Origin of the sequence: Pokkaliibacter plantistimulans (genome assembly GCF_003194385.1) — a bacterium.
Lineage (GTDB): Bacteria > Pseudomonadota > Gammaproteobacteria > Pseudomonadales > Balneatricaceae > Pokkaliibacter > Pokkaliibacter plantistimulans.
Genome location: NZ_LAPT01000034.1, coordinates 1 through 14,608 on the forward strand (window position 1 = coordinate 1; position 14,608 = coordinate 14,608).

Annotated in this window: 13 protein-coding genes; 7 read left to right on the top strand and 6 right to left on the bottom strand. The window is 56.3% G+C overall.

The genetic code is table 11. From position 1 onward, the window contains the following. Window positions 1-301: 301 nt before the first annotated feature. The 3 genes from gatB to gatC all read right to left on the bottom strand — a co-directional run bounded on the left by gatB (window position 302) and on the right by gatC (window position 3,616). Window positions 302-1,753: an Asp-tRNA(Asn)/Glu-tRNA(Gln) amidotransferase subunit GatB gene (gene gatB / locus WH50_RS08160; RefSeq protein ID WP_110186875.1), complete on the bottom strand. Its 1,452-nt coding sequence runs from the start codon at window positions 1,751-1,753 to the stop codon at window positions 302-304. A 27-nt stretch (window positions 1,754-1,780) separates the two neighbouring features. Continuing rightward, complete coding sequence (gene gatA / locus WH50_RS08165) at window positions 1,781-3,220, bottom strand: Asp-tRNA(Asn)/Glu-tRNA(Gln) amidotransferase subunit GatA (protein ID WP_110186876.1); 1,440 nt, start codon at window positions 3,218-3,220, stop codon at window positions 1,781-1,783. A 108-nt stretch (window positions 3,221-3,328) separates the two neighbouring features. After that, on the bottom strand, window positions 3,329-3,616 hold the full coding sequence (gene gatC / locus WH50_RS08170) for an Asp-tRNA(Asn)/Glu-tRNA(Gln) amidotransferase subunit GatC (RefSeq protein ID WP_104156416.1): 288 nt from the start codon (window positions 3,614-3,616) through the stop codon (window positions 3,329-3,331). A 410-nt stretch (window positions 3,617-4,026) separates the two neighbouring features. On the opposite strand from gatC, the gene WH50_RS08175 reads away from it, so the two are divergent. The 4 genes from WH50_RS08175 to WH50_RS08190 are packed head-to-tail and all read left to right on the top strand — an operon-like array spanning window position 4,027 to window position 7,273. Then, window positions 4,027-5,064 carry a rod shape-determining protein gene (locus WH50_RS08175; protein WP_104156417.1) on the top strand — a complete coding sequence of 346 codons (1,038 nt, stop codon included), beginning with the start codon at window positions 4,027-4,029 and terminating at the stop codon, window positions 5,062-5,064. A gap of 23 nt (window positions 5,065-5,087) precedes the next feature. Continuing rightward, window positions 5,088-6,149: a rod shape-determining protein MreC gene (gene mreC, locus WH50_RS08180; RefSeq protein ID WP_110186877.1), complete on the top strand. Its 1,062-nt coding sequence runs from the start codon at window positions 5,088-5,090 to the stop codon at window positions 6,147-6,149. Further along, window positions 6,146-6,628, top strand: a complete 483-nt coding sequence (mreD, locus tag WH50_RS08185; protein WP_104156418.1) for a rod shape-determining protein MreD — start codon at window positions 6,146-6,148, stop codon at window positions 6,626-6,628. The genes mreC and mreD overlap by 4 nt, the downstream gene beginning before the upstream one ends. A 60-nt stretch (window positions 6,629-6,688) precedes the next feature. After that, the gene (locus tag WH50_RS08190; protein WP_110186878.1) at window positions 6,689-7,273 is read left to right on the top strand and encodes a Maf family protein; all 585 of its coding nucleotides are present in this window, start codon (window positions 6,689-6,691) and stop codon (window positions 7,271-7,273) included. 74 nt (window positions 7,274-7,347) lie between these two features. Here the strand turns inward: WH50_RS08190 and WH50_RS08195 are convergent, their stop codons facing one another. After that, complete coding sequence (locus tag WH50_RS08195) at window positions 7,348-8,028, bottom strand: Fe2+-dependent dioxygenase (protein ID WP_110186879.1); 681 nt, start codon at window positions 8,026-8,028, stop codon at window positions 7,348-7,350. Between the two features lie 62 nt (window positions 8,029-8,090). Beyond that, window positions 8,091-10,241, bottom strand: a complete 2,151-nt coding sequence (locus WH50_RS08200) for a TonB-dependent receptor (RefSeq protein ID WP_110186880.1) — start codon at window positions 10,239-10,241, stop codon at window positions 8,091-8,093. Between the two features lie 459 nt (window positions 10,242-10,700). On the opposite strand from WH50_RS08200, the gene WH50_RS08205 reads away from it, so the two are divergent. From WH50_RS08205 to WH50_RS08215, 3 genes are all read left to right on the top strand, one after another. Then, complete coding sequence (locus WH50_RS08205) at window positions 10,701-11,279, top strand: PepSY-associated TM helix domain-containing protein (protein WP_165838358.1); 579 nt, start codon at window positions 10,701-10,703, stop codon at window positions 11,277-11,279. A gap of 59 nt (window positions 11,280-11,338) precedes the next feature. Further along, on the top strand, window positions 11,339-11,836 hold the full coding sequence (locus tag WH50_RS08210; protein ID WP_110186882.1) for a DUF2271 domain-containing protein: 498 nt from the start codon (window positions 11,339-11,341) through the stop codon (window positions 11,834-11,836). 71 nt (window positions 11,837-11,907) lie between these two features. Beyond that, on the top strand, window positions 11,908-12,792 hold the full coding sequence (locus tag WH50_RS08215) for a DUF4198 domain-containing protein (protein ID WP_110186883.1): 885 nt from the start codon (window positions 11,908-11,910) through the stop codon (window positions 12,790-12,792). A gap of 151 nt (window positions 12,793-12,943) precedes the next feature. Here the strand turns inward: WH50_RS08215 and WH50_RS08220 are convergent, their stop codons facing one another. Then, entirely contained in the window at window positions 12,944-14,581 is a 1,638-nt protein-coding gene (locus WH50_RS08220) for a fatty acid--CoA ligase (protein ID WP_110186884.1), read from the bottom strand. Window positions 14,582-14,608: the final 27 nt, after the last annotated feature.

A 14,608-nucleotide genomic window follows, 5' to 3' on the forward strand; every position in this document is an offset into this window, starting at 1 on the left:
CCCCAGGGCATGGCCAACAGCCCTGCGCCACGGCCTTCGGCCAGCCGTGACGAAGGCGCGGAGAGGATCAACGTTAACAGGCTGTTGAAAAACGTTATCGAGGCAGCCGAGACAAGGAAATACCCCGAGGGCACAAGAAACAGGCGAAAAAGCGGAGTTTAGTGAACTAAATGAGCACTTGACTCGCTTTGCTCGCCCCTTCGGGGCCGTGCTAAAGCACGTTCAGCCTTTGGCTGTGAGCCTGTTTTTGACGCGGTATTCGGCAACGCAGATAGATTTTCAACGACCTGTTCAGGCGTGATCAGCAGAGCTTGTCTAGCTTGCTCTTCAGCAATCCGGTGACCTGACCTGGGTTGGCCTTGCCACCCGAGGCTTTCATTACCTGGCCCATGAAGAAGCCCAGCATCTTGCCACGCTTGTCTGGCTCGGCAGCCACATACTGCTCCACCTGAGGTGTGCACTTGGCGATGACGTCATCAATGACCTGTTCCAGTGCACCGGTATCGGTTTCCTGTTTCAAGCCTTTGGCGGCAATGATGGTGTCAGCATCGCCTTCACCATTCCACATCGCATCCCAGACCTGTTTGGCGATCTTGGAGTTGATCGTGTCATCCAGAACACGCTGAATCAGTTGTGCCAGGTTGGCCGCAGGGACGGGAATCTGGGCAATGTCCAGACTGTTCTGATTCAGATACTTGGCGACTTCGCCCAGCATCCAGTTGGCGGCCTGTTTGGCATCACCACAGACTTTGGCAACGGCTTCGAAATAGTCCGCCTGATCGCGATAGGCCGACAGGTTGGAAGCGTCGTAATCGTTCAGGCCGTACTGTTCCATAAAGCGGGCCTTACGGCTGTCGGGCAGTTCGGGAAGGGTCTGGCGCACTGCGTCGATATAGACGTCATCGATGATGATCGGCAGCAGGTCAGGGCAGGGGAAGTAACGGTAATCGTTGGCTTCCTCTTTGGAGCGCATGGAGCGGGTTTCGTTCTTGTCGGCATCGTACAGGCGGGTTTCCTGCACGACTTCACCACCGTCTTCGATCAGGTCGATCTGACGCTCAATCTCGTACTGAATGGCTTTTTCGACAAAGCGGAACGAGTTGACGTTCTTGATCTCGGCACGGGTGCCAAACTTTTCCTGACCCTTGGGACGCACGGAAACGTTGGCGTCGCAGCGGAAAGAGCCTTCCGCCATGTTACCGTCACAGATGCCGAGGTTGGTCACGATGGCATGAATCTTCTTCAGATAGGCCACGGCTTCCTTGGCTGAACGCAGGTCTGGCTCAGAAACGATCTCCAGCAGGGGAGTGCCTGCACGGTTGAGGTCGATGCCCGTCATGCCCTGGAAGTCTTCATGCAGTGACTTGCCTGCGTCTTCTTCCATGTGCGCACGGGTCACACCAATTACCTTGCGGCTGCCGTCTTCCAGCTCAATTTCCACTTCGCCCTTACCGACGATGGGGAACTCGAACTGGCTGGTCTGATAGCCTTTTGGCAGATCGGGATAGAAGTAGTTTTTGCGGGCAAAGACGGATTTCTTGCCAATCTCAGCACCGATGGCCAGGCCAAACTTGACCGCCATCCGCAGCGCTTCTTCATTCAATACCGGCAAGGTGCCAGGCAGTGCCAGATCAATGGCACAGGCCTGGGTGTTGGGTTCGGCGCCAAAAGCAGTGCTGGCACCGGAGAAAATTTTCGATTGGGTGGCGAGCTGGGTGTGAATTTCCAGACCGATTACAGCTTCCCATTGCATCTTCTATATACCTCTTCTCATCCGGGCTCAGGCTGGGGTACGCAGGTGCCAGTCGGTCACTTGCTGGAACTGGTGGGCTACATTCAGCAGACGGGCTTCGTCGAAGAAGTTACCGATCAGCTGCAGACCCACCGGCAGGTGGCCGATGAAACCAGCGGGCACAGACATACCGGGCAGACCCGCGAGGTTCAGGGACAGGGTGAAAATATCTTCCATATACATGGCGACAGGGTCATTAGTGTTTTCACCGATCCTGAAAGCAGGGGTTGGCGTCACCGGTGCCATGATGACATCCACATCATTGAGGGCTGCGATGTAATCCTGCTGGATCAGACGACGTATCTTCTGTGCCTTCAGGTAGTAAGCATCGTAATAGCCAGCGGACAGGGCGTAGGTGCCGACCATGATGCGGCGTTTGACCTCTTCACCGAAGGCCTCACCACGGCTGCGCTTGTACAGATCCATCAGATCCTTGGGGTTGTCGCAGCGATAGCCGTAACGAACACCGTCAAAGCGGGACAGGTTGGAAGAGGCTTCGGCCGGGGCAATGATGTAGTAGGCCGGAATCGACAGGCCAACGTTGGTCAGGCTGATTTCCTTCACTTCAGCGCCCAGCTTGCGGTATTCGTCAATGGCAGCCTGCAGCACGCTTGCCATCTGCCCATCCAGATCAGCGTTGAAGAACTCCTTCGGCAGACCAATCTTCAGGCCGCTCAGCGGGGCATTGAGACTGGTGCTGTAGTCGGGCACGTCGCGCTGGGCGCTGGTGGAGTCTTTCTGGTCAAAGCCTGCCATGGCCTGCAGCAGCAGTGCGCAGTCTTCTGCGGTGCGCGCCATAGGACCGCCTTGATCCAGACTGGAGGCATAGGCGACCATGCCCCAGCGCGACACGCGGCCATAGGTGGGGCGCAGACCGGTAATACCGCAGAATGCAGCGGGCTGGCGAATGGAGCCGCCGGTATCAGTGCCGGTGGTGGCGGGTACCAGACCAGCGGCAACGGCGGCGGCTGAGCCACCCGAAGATCCGCCGGGAACGCGTTCCGCATCCCAGGGGTTTTTTACCGCACCATAGAAGGAGTTCTCGTTGGAGGAACCCATGGCGAACTCATCACAGTTCGTTTTACCCAGCATGACCATGCCTTCGGCAGCACACTTCTCCACCACGGTGGCATTGTAGGGAGCGATAAAGTTATCGAGCATTTTCGAGCCGCAGGAGGTGCGCACGCCTTCGGTGCAGAAAATGTCTTTGTGAGCGATGGGCAGACCGGTCAGCAGACCGGCATTGCCTGCCGCGCGGCGCTCGTCAGCCGCTTTCGCCTGTTGCAGCGCGATCTCTTCGGTCACGCTGATAAAGGAGTTGGTGGTGTCTGCCTTGATACGGCCCAGATAATCCTGTGCCAGTTCAGTGGCAGAGCACTGGCCGTCCTGAAGTTGTTTGGCCAGCCCGGCCAGAGTGTGTTGTTGCATGGGAAAAGGCATCCTGTGCTGTCGATCAGCGGAATATGTAGAAGAAACAGACCAGAGATCGGGCTCCGGTGATTTCAGCTGTCGTTAAGGTTGAAAAAGTGCCAGGAATTACTCGATGACCTTGGGCACCAGGAACAGTCCGCGCTCCTGCGCAGGGGCATTAGCCTGCAGCTTGTCGCGCTGATTTTCCTCGGTTACGGCGTCAGGACGCAGACGTTGAACGGCGTCCAGGGGGTTGGCCAATGGCTCGACATTGTCGGTATTCACCGCCTGCATCTGATCGACCAGAGCGAGAATATTGGAAAGATTGCGCACGTATCCCTCAACACTGGACTCTTCCAGTTGCAGCCGGGCCAGGTGTGCAATTTTTTCTACGTCGGATTGCTGAAGTGCCATGTAGTGTCATCCACCTTTCAGAAGATTTTGCCAGCCCATCCATACCTCTCTCTCTGTCTGCCGCTGTGATGACCTTGCGCCTTTGTCGCAGTGCAGCGACAACGTGCCAAGGTCATTGCCTGCTTACCCGCCAATATCGACAAATTCTGACATTTACCCGGGTATTTCCGGTTGTAACCAGCAACAGTACTGTACCAATCAGCAGTTTCTTATGGTCGGCTGCTCGGCTAGAATAGCGCCTCAAATCGCGCGAGAGCGTCAGGTTCGCCAGGCATGGACGGCGAGCTGCTCAAAGGCTGGTAAGGTACCATATTTACGCCTTGCTCAAAATCCCTGCCATTGTTAGAGTTTGGCAGTTTACTGACGCCCGCTCACGCACTCATCAGCCTGCATAAGAAGCTATTAGTCTCATGTTCAAACGAATCCGTGGACTGTTCTCAAGCGATCTATCCATTGACCTGGGAACGGCCAATACCCTGATTTATGTCCGCAACAAGGACATCGTACTCAACGAGCCATCAGTGGTGGCCATTCGTCAAGTGGGCAACCAGAAGCAGGTCGCGGCGGTCGGTCTTGATGCCAAGCGTATGCTGGGCAGAACTCCCGGTAACATCACTGCTATCCGGCCAATGAAAGACGGCGTTATTGCTGACTTCCATGTCACCGAAAAAATGCTCCAGCACTTCATTCACAAAGTGCATGAAAACTCCTTCATTACGCCCAGCCCACGTGTGCTGGTCTGTGTGCCCTGCAAATCTACCCAGGTTGAGCGTCGTGCGATCAAAGAGTCGGCACTGGGGGCAGGTGCGCGTGAGGTCTATCTGATTGATGAACCCATGGCGGCGGCCATTGGTGCAGGTTTGCCAGTAGATGAAGCGACCGGTTCGATGGTGGTGGATATCGGTGGTGGTACTACCGAAATCGCTATCCTGTCGTTGAACGGTATCGTTTACGCCGAGTCTGTGCGTGTAGGTGGTGACCGTTTTGACGAATCCATTTCAACCTATGTACGTCGCAACTATGGCAGCCTGATTGGTGATGCTACGGCTGAGCGTATCAAGCAGGAAGTGGGCTGTGCCTATCCCTCTGCTGAAATCCGTGAAATCGATGTGCGTGGCCGCAATCTGTCAGAAGGTATCCCGCGCAGCTTCACGCTGAACTCCAACGAAATTCTGGAAGCGCTGCAAGATCCGCTGTCTACCATTGTGCAGGCGGTTAAAACTGCACTGGAGCAGTGCCCCCCTGAACTGGCCTCCGATATCGCCGAAAGCGGTATCGTGATCACCGGTGGTGGTGCCTTGCTGCGTGATATCGACAAACTGATCAGTGAGGAAACCGGTTTGCCGGTCATCATCGCTGATGATCCTCTGACTTGTGTGGCCCGTGGTGGTGGCCGTGCACTGGAGATGTTGGACAGCCGCGGTTTTGAGCTGTTGTCATCCGAATAAGTCAGGGATAACAGAGAACCACTGTGCGTTCGATTTTCCGTAGTTCTTCTTCCAAGTGGTGGTTCTGGGTTTTGGTGTGCCTGTCGCTGTCTCTGCTGGTGGCTGATCGCTATTGGTCGGGGATGTCGCAGGTGCGCTCCTGGCTCACCGTCTTTACCGCTCCTCTTCAGTGGGTGGTCGATGTCCCTAATCAGGTCTGGAGTGCTGCTGACCGAACGCTCGCCAACCGCGAGCAGTTGCAGCAGGACAATGATCGTCTGCGTACTCAGGTGCTGTTTCTTGAGCGCCAGGTGCAGAAAATGGCATCTACCACAGCAGAAAACATTCGCCTGCGTGAATTGCTCAACGCTTCCCAGCGTCTGGATGAGCGTGTTCTGTTGGCAGACCTAATCGGCGTCAATCCTGACCCTTTCCAGCATCAGATCGTCCTCAACAAAGGCAGTAACGATAACGTCTATGTAGGGCAGGCTGTTCTGGATGCTGGCGGCATCATGGGGCAGGTGGTAGAGGTCGGACCCTACACCAGTCGGGTGCTGCTGATCACTGACGCGGCTCATGCCATTCCGGTGCAGGTCAACCGCAACGGTCTGCGTGCCATTGCCTTTGGCGAAGGTGTGCCGGGTGTGCTGAGCCTTGAGCATGTACCTGACACTGCAGATATTGCCAAGGGTGACTTGCTGATCAGCTCCGGGCTGGGAGGGCGCTTCCCTTATGGTTATCCGGTCGGGGAGGTGACTGAAGTGATTCATGATCCGGGTGAGCCTTTTGCGCTGGTTAAAGTCAAACCCAGTGCACAGCTTGACCGCAGCCGCCATGTATTGTTGTTGTTCCCGTCGCCACAGCCGCTTGTTGATCCTGCTGCTGTACCCGCTGAAGGCGCCGATGCTCAGGCTGGCTCCGTTCCGGCTCCTGCCAGCAATGCAGCTGCCAACGCAGGTACGAGTACGCCGCAAAAGCCGGCCGCTACGGCTGCCCCTGCACCCTCACCGGATGCAAGAAAACAAGACAACAAGCCCAAGCCTGCTGCAGGGAATGCGCACACCAGTGCTGCCACCCCTGCTGCTAAAAAGGTAGCGACCCCATGAGGCAGGGCCCCAAGGGTGGCTGGCTGATTCTGCTGTCGTTGTTGTTGGCCTTCATGCTCAGTGCTATTCCACTACCAGAAATGCTGCAGTGGGGGCGGCCCGAATGGGTTGCCATGGCGCTGATCTATTGGGTCATGGCATTGCCAGAGCGTGTGGGCGTCAAGACCGCATGGATATGTGGATTACTTCTGGATCTGCTGCAGTCCAGCCCGCTCGGGGCCAACGCCATTGGGCTGACGGTGGTGGCGTATCTCACCACTTTGCTGCATCAGCGCCTGCGTAACTTCCCGCTGATTCAGCAATCTTTCGTGGTGCTCATGCTGATTGGCATTTTGCAAATGGTGCGGCACTGGCTGCAGCAGTGGCAGGGTGGTGCCGCAGAGTCATTGATCTTTATGCTGCCCAGTCTGATCAGCGCTTTGCTATGGCCCTGGTGGTTTGTCGTGCACAGGGATCTGCGCCGCATTTTTGTCAGCTGATCCGATCACATTGCTTGGTGTTGCTCTCCCGTTTTCCCTTCTTGTTTCAGGTAGCCTCTCATGAAATTGATTCTGGCCTCCCAGTCTCCACGTCGTCGTGAACTGCTAACCCAGATAGGTGCAGAGTTCACCGTGCAGGTGGCCGATATTGATGAAACTCCTCTGGTTGATGAAGACCCCGCCGCTTATGTGGAACGTCTGGCTATTGAAAAGGCACAGGCTGTAGCCCGGTTGCAGGGTGATGATGTCGCGGTGCTTGGATCTGACACCAGTGTTGTTCTGGACGGCGAGATTCTTGGCAAACCGCTGGATCAGGCCGACGCAGTCCGTACGCTGGTTAAACTGGGTGGGCGCGAGCATCAGGTGCTGACGGCAATCGCCATCGTGACAGCGGGGCAGGTATTCAGTCGTGTTATTACTACCGATGTCAGCATGATGCCAGTCTCAGCCGCACAGGCCGAGGCGTACTGGATGACGGGTGAGCCTGCCGACAAAGCCGGGAGCTATGGTATTCAGGGCAAAGGTGGCGTCCTGGTGGCGGGGGTGCGTGGTAGCTATTCAGCGGTGGTAGGACTGCCTTTGCATGAGACTGCGTTGCTGCTAGCTGAAGCCGGCGTCCCTACCTGGCTGACTCAGGCGACCTGATCTCAAACGGGATGACGTTGCGGTACAAAGGCCGGTGTGAATCCCCGGCCTTTGTGTTTTCTGCGGTAGTCGTATCAGACCTCGGCCCATTCGCGCAGCAGGTTGTGATATACGCCGGTCAGCTGAATCAGGGCAGGGTGCTCCGGGGTAGCCTGAGTGAGCTGCTGGATCGACATGTCCAGATCAAACAGCAGGCTGCGGCGGCTGTCCTGACGAATCATGCTTTGCAGCCAGAAGAACGACGCCAGACGCGCTCCCTGGGTGACGGCTGTGACGTGATGCAGGCTGGTTGAAGGGTAGAGAATCATGTGCCCGGCTGGCAGTTTTACCTGATGGGTACCGTAAGTATCCTCCACTACCAGCTCGCCGCCTTCGTACTCATCGGGATCGGAGAGAAACAGCGTACAGGACAGGTCTGTACGGATGCGCTCCGGCGTGCCGGGAATACGGCGAATGGCATTGTCGACATGGGTGCCAAAGGACTGCCCACCCTGATAGCAGTTAAACAGCGGTGGGAAGATCTTGCCTGGCAGGGCTGCTGCCATGAACAGCAAATTGGTGGCCAGAGCGGTAGTAATCATTTCCCCCATGTAGCGTGCAGCGTCACTGTTTTCGGCCAGTTGCAGATTGTGCTTGGCTTTGGCCGACTGGTGACCCGCAGTGACCTTGCCGTCAATCCAGGGAGCGTCCTGCATGATCTTGCGGCATTCGTTGACCTGATCCTGGGTCAGTACAGCGGGAATGGGAAGCAACATGGTACGTCATATCCTGAATATAAAAGGGCGGCTGAGTGAACCGCCCTGTGGTGAGGCATGGGTCAGAAAGATACATCTGCCGTCAGGGTGGCGTAACGCCCGGTGCCGGGCACAAAGTGTCCGCCACCTACGCTGTCGATGTAGTCTTCGTCTGTGATGTTATGCAGATTCAGACGCAGGGTAACATCAGGATTGACGGCATAGGAGACGGTCGCGTCATACAGGGTGTAGGACGGGGCAATACGCAGGTTGGCGGTACTGTTGTAGCGATCATCCACATACTGCGCACCTGCGCCGACCTTGATGCCGTAGCCTACGTCGTAGTCACTCCACAGGCTGAAGGAGTTACGAGGAGTATTGCTCAGCTCATGGCCGACGATGTCCTCGTCTGCGGAACTGACCACTTTGCTCTTCATGTAGGTGTAGCTGGCGATCACTTGCCACTGAGGCGTGATCTGGCCTACGGCACCCAGCTCCAGGCCCTGCACACGCTGCTTGCCATTCATGACGTACAGGGTGCTGTCATCGGGGTCGGTTTCCCGTGCGTTGGTCTTCTCAGTGCGGAAGACCGCGGCGCTCAACAGCAGTTTGCTGTCCAGCAGTTCCCACTTGGTGCCCAGCTCATAGCTGCGGTTCTTTTCTGGCTCCAGATCCTTGGTGGCATCACTTAACGCCAGACCTTCGGCTGAAGGATTGAACGAGTTGCCGTAGGACAGGTAAATGCTGCCGTTTTCCCGTGGCTTGTAATTCACGCCAGCCTGATAGCTCAGGGTGGTTTCGTTATTGCTATAGGTGCCGAGCGGTACAGTACGAGAGGCCGTTTTCACGGTGTAGTCAGTGTCCGAATGATCCAGACGCAAACCGCCATTGAGTTGCCACTGCGGATTCAGATGCAGGGTGTCGTTGACGTACAGCGATTGAGTATTGGTCACCCCGACGTTGGCTGGCGTGCGTTCCGGCACGGCGCTGTAGCTGTCGTAAGGATTGGGATTGTACAGATCCGTCAACGCGGAACTGCTGCTGACGTTACGGGTGATGGTTTCTTCTTTCTCGCGTGTCAGCTGGATACCGGTCACCAGATCGTGTTTCACCTGGCCGGTGGCAAAGTGCAGGGTCAGATCGGTCTGATTATCAAAAATTGAGTCGACCTGATCGCGGCCTTTGAGCTCTCGCTTGATATCGGTGCTGCCATCAGCGTTGAAGCGTGGTGTGCTGATGATGGAATCACGATCACTGCGGGTATAGGTGAACTGGTTGCGCAGGGTGACGTTGTCATTGAAGTCATGTTCGGCCGCAACTTTCAGGCTGTCACTGACGATGTCTTCATAGTCGCGCTCGACCAGACCATAAAAGTTGTCGAAGTTGACCGGTGGGGCCTTGTCGGCATAGTCAGCCAGTGCGGTATTGGTCGTCGGAACCCAGGGAATGCCGTAGTCCGGCATGTTGTCTTCCTGAATGTGCTGATAGCTGACGGTAACGCGGGTATCGGTTTCCAGGCCAAAGGCAACGGAGGGCGCGACGCCCCAGCGCGAGTTGTAGACTTCATTCCGGCCAGCAGTATCGGCATCGTAACCCATCACATTGAGACGGATAGCACTGTTACTGCCAATGGTCTGGTTGGTATCAATGGTGGCACGTTTGTACTCGTCTGTGCCCAGACCAACGCTGGCAGTGGTGAAGCTGTCCAGGCGCGGCGCCTTGGAAACCAGATTGATGGAGCCGCCTGTCGAGCCGCGTCCGCTCATGGATGATGACGGGCCCTTGGCCACTTCAACCTGCTCCAGATTGAAAGAGTCTCGGGTGTAGGTACCCAGATCGCGTACGCCATCCACGTAGATATCAGTGCGGGCATTGAAACCACGAATGCTCATGTTGTCGCCAGCAGGTGTTCCCCCTTCACCTGCCTGAATGCTGATGCCGGTGACGTTGCGCAGCACATCGCGCAGCGTGGTGGCGCCCTGTTCCTTGATCACTTCCTCAGGAATCACGGTAATGGTTTTGCCGGTATCCAGCAGCGGCTGGGTGTACTTGGGAGAAGCCGCCTTCTCTACTTTGTAACCTTCTTCAACCTGATTGCCTTCGATACTGACCACAGGCAGTTGCAGACTGTTGTCATCGGCATGAGCCAGCAGGGTTGATGAGGTGAGAGCCAATCCCACTGCTGTGGTCAGCAGGGTTTTGTGCTGAGTAGAAGTGATACCGCCGGATGCCATTCTGTGACTCCTGTTTCAACTACAGAATACTTGTGGGTTAAAGGAGGCTTTCACGCCAGGTGCGAGGGCTGGTGAGAAGGTGCGACGAATCTACTCTGTGAAATATAAAAATACAAATGATAATTTTTCGTATTTAAATTTATATTTGTCTTTGATGTTAACTGACAAAACTGAAAAAGCAGGCGGATTATTGACTGAGGGAGGCTGGGTAACATTTCTTAACTATTGTTACTACGTATAATCATTTTCATTCGTGTTTCTGTCGAGTTTTTTGCAGCGTTGGCTATACTGGCGCGCCATCGGTACGTTGCAGCGATGCCGGGCTATCACGACATAGCGCCTGCAACCTGCAACCTGCAGCAGAACAGCCCTACGGGCTGCAGACAAGATCAAACAGAAGCAGGCTGACCTGCTCATGATGAGAGTGATGACGTGCTCAAAGGCAAGGTGTTGCGCGCGGTGAAGTCCGTGCATTGGATCAGTTCGGCGCTGGCATTGGCCTGTCTGCTGCTGTTCAGCGTCACGGGGATCACCCTCAACCATCCTGACTGGTTTGATGCGGACCCTACACAGGCAGAGCAGCACTTGCAGTTACCAGAGGAGCTTCAACAGCAGCTGATGAAGGCAGTGGCTGCAGGGCAGTGGATCAGTGTCCAGCCTGCATTGCTGCAATGGTTGTCTGGCCAGGGGCTGGCTGGCACTCCGCAGCGTCTGGAGGCGGTGGATAACGAGCTGCATCTGGATTACCAGCGCCCGGGTGGCTATCGCCAGATCAGCATCTATCTCGATGAAGGGGTGGTGGAGGCCGAAGAGGAAAGCCGTGGGTTGGTGGCAATTCTTAATGATCTGCACAAGGGACGTCATGCGGGCGCCTGGTGGAGTGCGCTGATCGATCTCACGGCAGTGATCATTCTGGTGTTTTCCGTCAGTGGCCTGGTGCTGCTGTATCACTTTGCCAGTCAGCGCGGGTCAACATGGCCGCTGGTGACCGTGGGCTGCGCCATTCCGTTGCTGATATATCTGGTGGCTGTGCCGTAATCATCGTTTTCCCCCGGCGGCTGACATGGCCGTGCGGTGTCTATTTGCTGGAGATAAGCATGAAGTACTTCGTTGCTGCGCCTTTGCTGCTGGCTGCGGTTAGCAGTCAGGCCGCTGACCTGCGCGTTGAGTTTGTCGTACCTGCAATGAAGGTTGCGGAATATCACCGGCCCTATGTGGCGGTATGGATCGAAAATGATCAGCGTCAGGCGGTGAACACCCTGGCGGTGTGGCATGAACAGGGCAAGAAAGACAAGTGGCTGAAAGATCTCAGCCAGTGGTGGCGGCGTGTCGGGCGTGATCTTGACGGCCCCATTGATGGTGTTTCCGGTGCCACCCGCTTGCCCGGTACCTACCAGCTGCAGTGGCAGGGTATTGATCAGCAGGGTCAGGCACTGCCAGCTGGCCAATATACGCTGTCGGTGGAGGTGGTGCGTGAAGTGGGGGACCGGGAGTTACAGCGCGTCAGCTTTGACTGGCCACCCGCTGAGGCACATACCGAGCAGCTGCAGGGCAAGACGGAGCTCGGTCAGGTGACGCTGCAGCTGACACCCTGATCAGGCTGCGTGCTGTGATTCATCAACGGATTTACCCATTCCTAGCTAGTACATCTTTGGGACGGATACGCATGAAAAAGACGTTTTTGGTTTCGACGCTGGCCCTGACTATGGGGCTGGTGACGATGCAGGCTCAGGCTCACAGCCGCTGGATTCTGCCATTGCAGCCTATTGTCAGTGGCCATGAAAGTGAATGGGTCTCTTTCGATGTGTCGGCGTCGAACACCCTTTTTCAGGCGGATAAGCCAGCCCGGCTGGATGGCATGGTGGCGGTGATGCCTGACGGCAGTCAGGGCGTTGCGGTGGAAGGCTACACCGATAAGCGACGCAGCGTATTCAGCTACGAGCTGACCCAACCCGGTACCTACAAGTTTGAGCAGACCAACGAAGGTTACATGGTGATGCGCGAGCGTCCGCAGGGCGCAGAGCAACCCAAAGCGGAAGGAGGCAAGCCACAGGGCGAGGGCAAGCCCGGCATGGGACCACAGGGGCCGGGGCGTGGTATGCGTGCTGACACGCTGGAAGCCCTGCTGGCGCAGCTGCCGGATGACGGCAAAGCCAAGCACATCGTCCATTCACTGTCGCGGGTGGAGACCTTCGTTACCCGCGGTAAGCCGACCGATGCGGCACTTAAGCCTACCAATAAAGGTATTGAGATGGTGCCCCTGACCCATCCGGCAGACCTGTTCACGGGCGAGCCAGCTACCTTCCAGTTTCTGCTGAATGGTAAGCCAGCCGCGGATCTGGCGGTTGAACTGACGCCGGGAGGGACGGCCTACCGCAATGAACGCCTGACCCAGTCACTGAAAACGGACGGCGAAGGCAAGATCAAGGTAGAGTGGCCGATGGCCGGACCCTATCTGGTAGAAGTGGAAGATGAAGTCAAACTGTCAGAAGGGAAGGTCAATAGCGAGCGCTATGGTTATTTCGCCACGCTGGTGGTGCAGCCGCAGTAAGGCAGTCAGGGAGGTCTTCACCCTCTGCCCGGTGTCGGCGGCACGCGGGTGAAGCGACCTTCTGACGGAGTATCTGCAGTTAACAGACGGCATTTGCTCAGGTCGTGAATAGGTTTGAGGAGTGAGCGGGCCCGTAAGCCCGCTCATTTGATTAATGGCCAAACAGCTCGCGAATCTGTTTCTTGTTGATCTTGCCGACGCTGGTTTTGGGGATGTCAGCAACAAACTCGAAGTGATCGGGTATGCCCCACTTGCTCAGTTTGCCCTGGGCGACAAATGTCTGAAGATGGCTGCGCAAGGCGGCGTCATCCAGTGTGTCATCGCTTTTCACCACCAGTGCCAGTGGGCGTTCACCCCACTTGCTGTCAGCGACCCCCACCACTGCCACGGCGGCGACGCCTGTGTGCTGACTGATAAAGTTCTCCAGTTCAAGTGAAGACAGCCATTCTCCTCCGGTCTTGATGACATCCTTCAGACGATCCTTGATCTCGATAAAACCATCGGCATGGATGGAGGCTACGTCGCCCGTATGCAGCCAGCCGTTGGCCCACAACTCTTCGCTTTTGCTTTCTTCCTTGTAGTAGCCCTGAGTCAGCCAGGGGCAGTGCACCACAATCTCCCCCAGCTGTTCTCCATCGTGCTCAAGCAGATCGCCGATGGGGCTGGCTATCTGCAGATCGACCAGATTGACTGGCTTGCCTGTCAGAATGCGGTAATCCAGTTGCTGCTCCAGCGGTAACTCACGCTGCTCCTTGGTGAGATGGGTAACGGTCAGCAGGGGGCAGGTTTCTGACATGCCGTAGGCGGAGCTGATATCGATACCGCGCTCCATCGCCGCTCTGGCCAGTCCGCGAGGCAGCGCACTGCCACCGATCAATACTTTCCAGCCCTTGAAGTCGATGTCTTTGCAGCGCTCGCAACTCAGCAGCATCTGCAGGATGGTAGGTACGCAGTGGGATACAGTGACCTGATGTCTGACCACCAGATCCACCAGCATGTTGGGTTCATAGCGGCCAGGATAGATCTGTTTGCAGTTCAGTACGGTAGCGGCATAGGGCGTGCCCCAGGCATGGACATGGAACATCGGCGTAATCGGCATGTACACCGATTCCGAGCGCAACAGGTCAATGCCGTTGTACGCGCCCAGCGTACCCACCATATTGAGCGTGTGCAGCACCAGTTGCCGATGGCTGAAGAACACCCCTTTGGGGTTGCCGGTCGTGCCGGTGGTATAGAACGTGGTAGCGATGGCATCTTCGGAAAAATCGGGGAACTCGGTCAGCGGCTCGGCTGCTGCCAGCAGCTGTTCGTATTCGCCAATAAACGCAACGTCACCCTGATAGTCACCGCTGTCACTCAGGCGAATACATGCCTGCACCATCGGCAAGCGGGGCAGCAGCGCCTGGGCGATGGGAATAAAGTCATCATGCACCAGCACAAAACGGTCTTCGGCATGAGCCATGGTGTAGTGAATCTGCTCAGGAGAGAGGCGGATATTGACGTGGTGCAGTACGGCGCCCAGCATCGGTACGGCAAAATAGCACTCCAGATACCGATGGCTGTCCCAGTCCATCACTGCCACGGTATCGCCTTCTTTTACTCCGGCGGCACGTAGCACTGCTGCCAGTTGCTGGACCCGCAGTCGGAACTGGCGATAGCTGAAACTCTGCTGATCACGATAGACGATCTGGTTGTCTGGCTGGTAACGTCCTGCGGACAGGAATAACTGTTTGATCAGTAATGGAAAATGTTGCGCGGCCTGGGCAGGTGGAATCAGTTTTACACCCATGGTGTGGTCCTCTTGTTGTTATGGTGT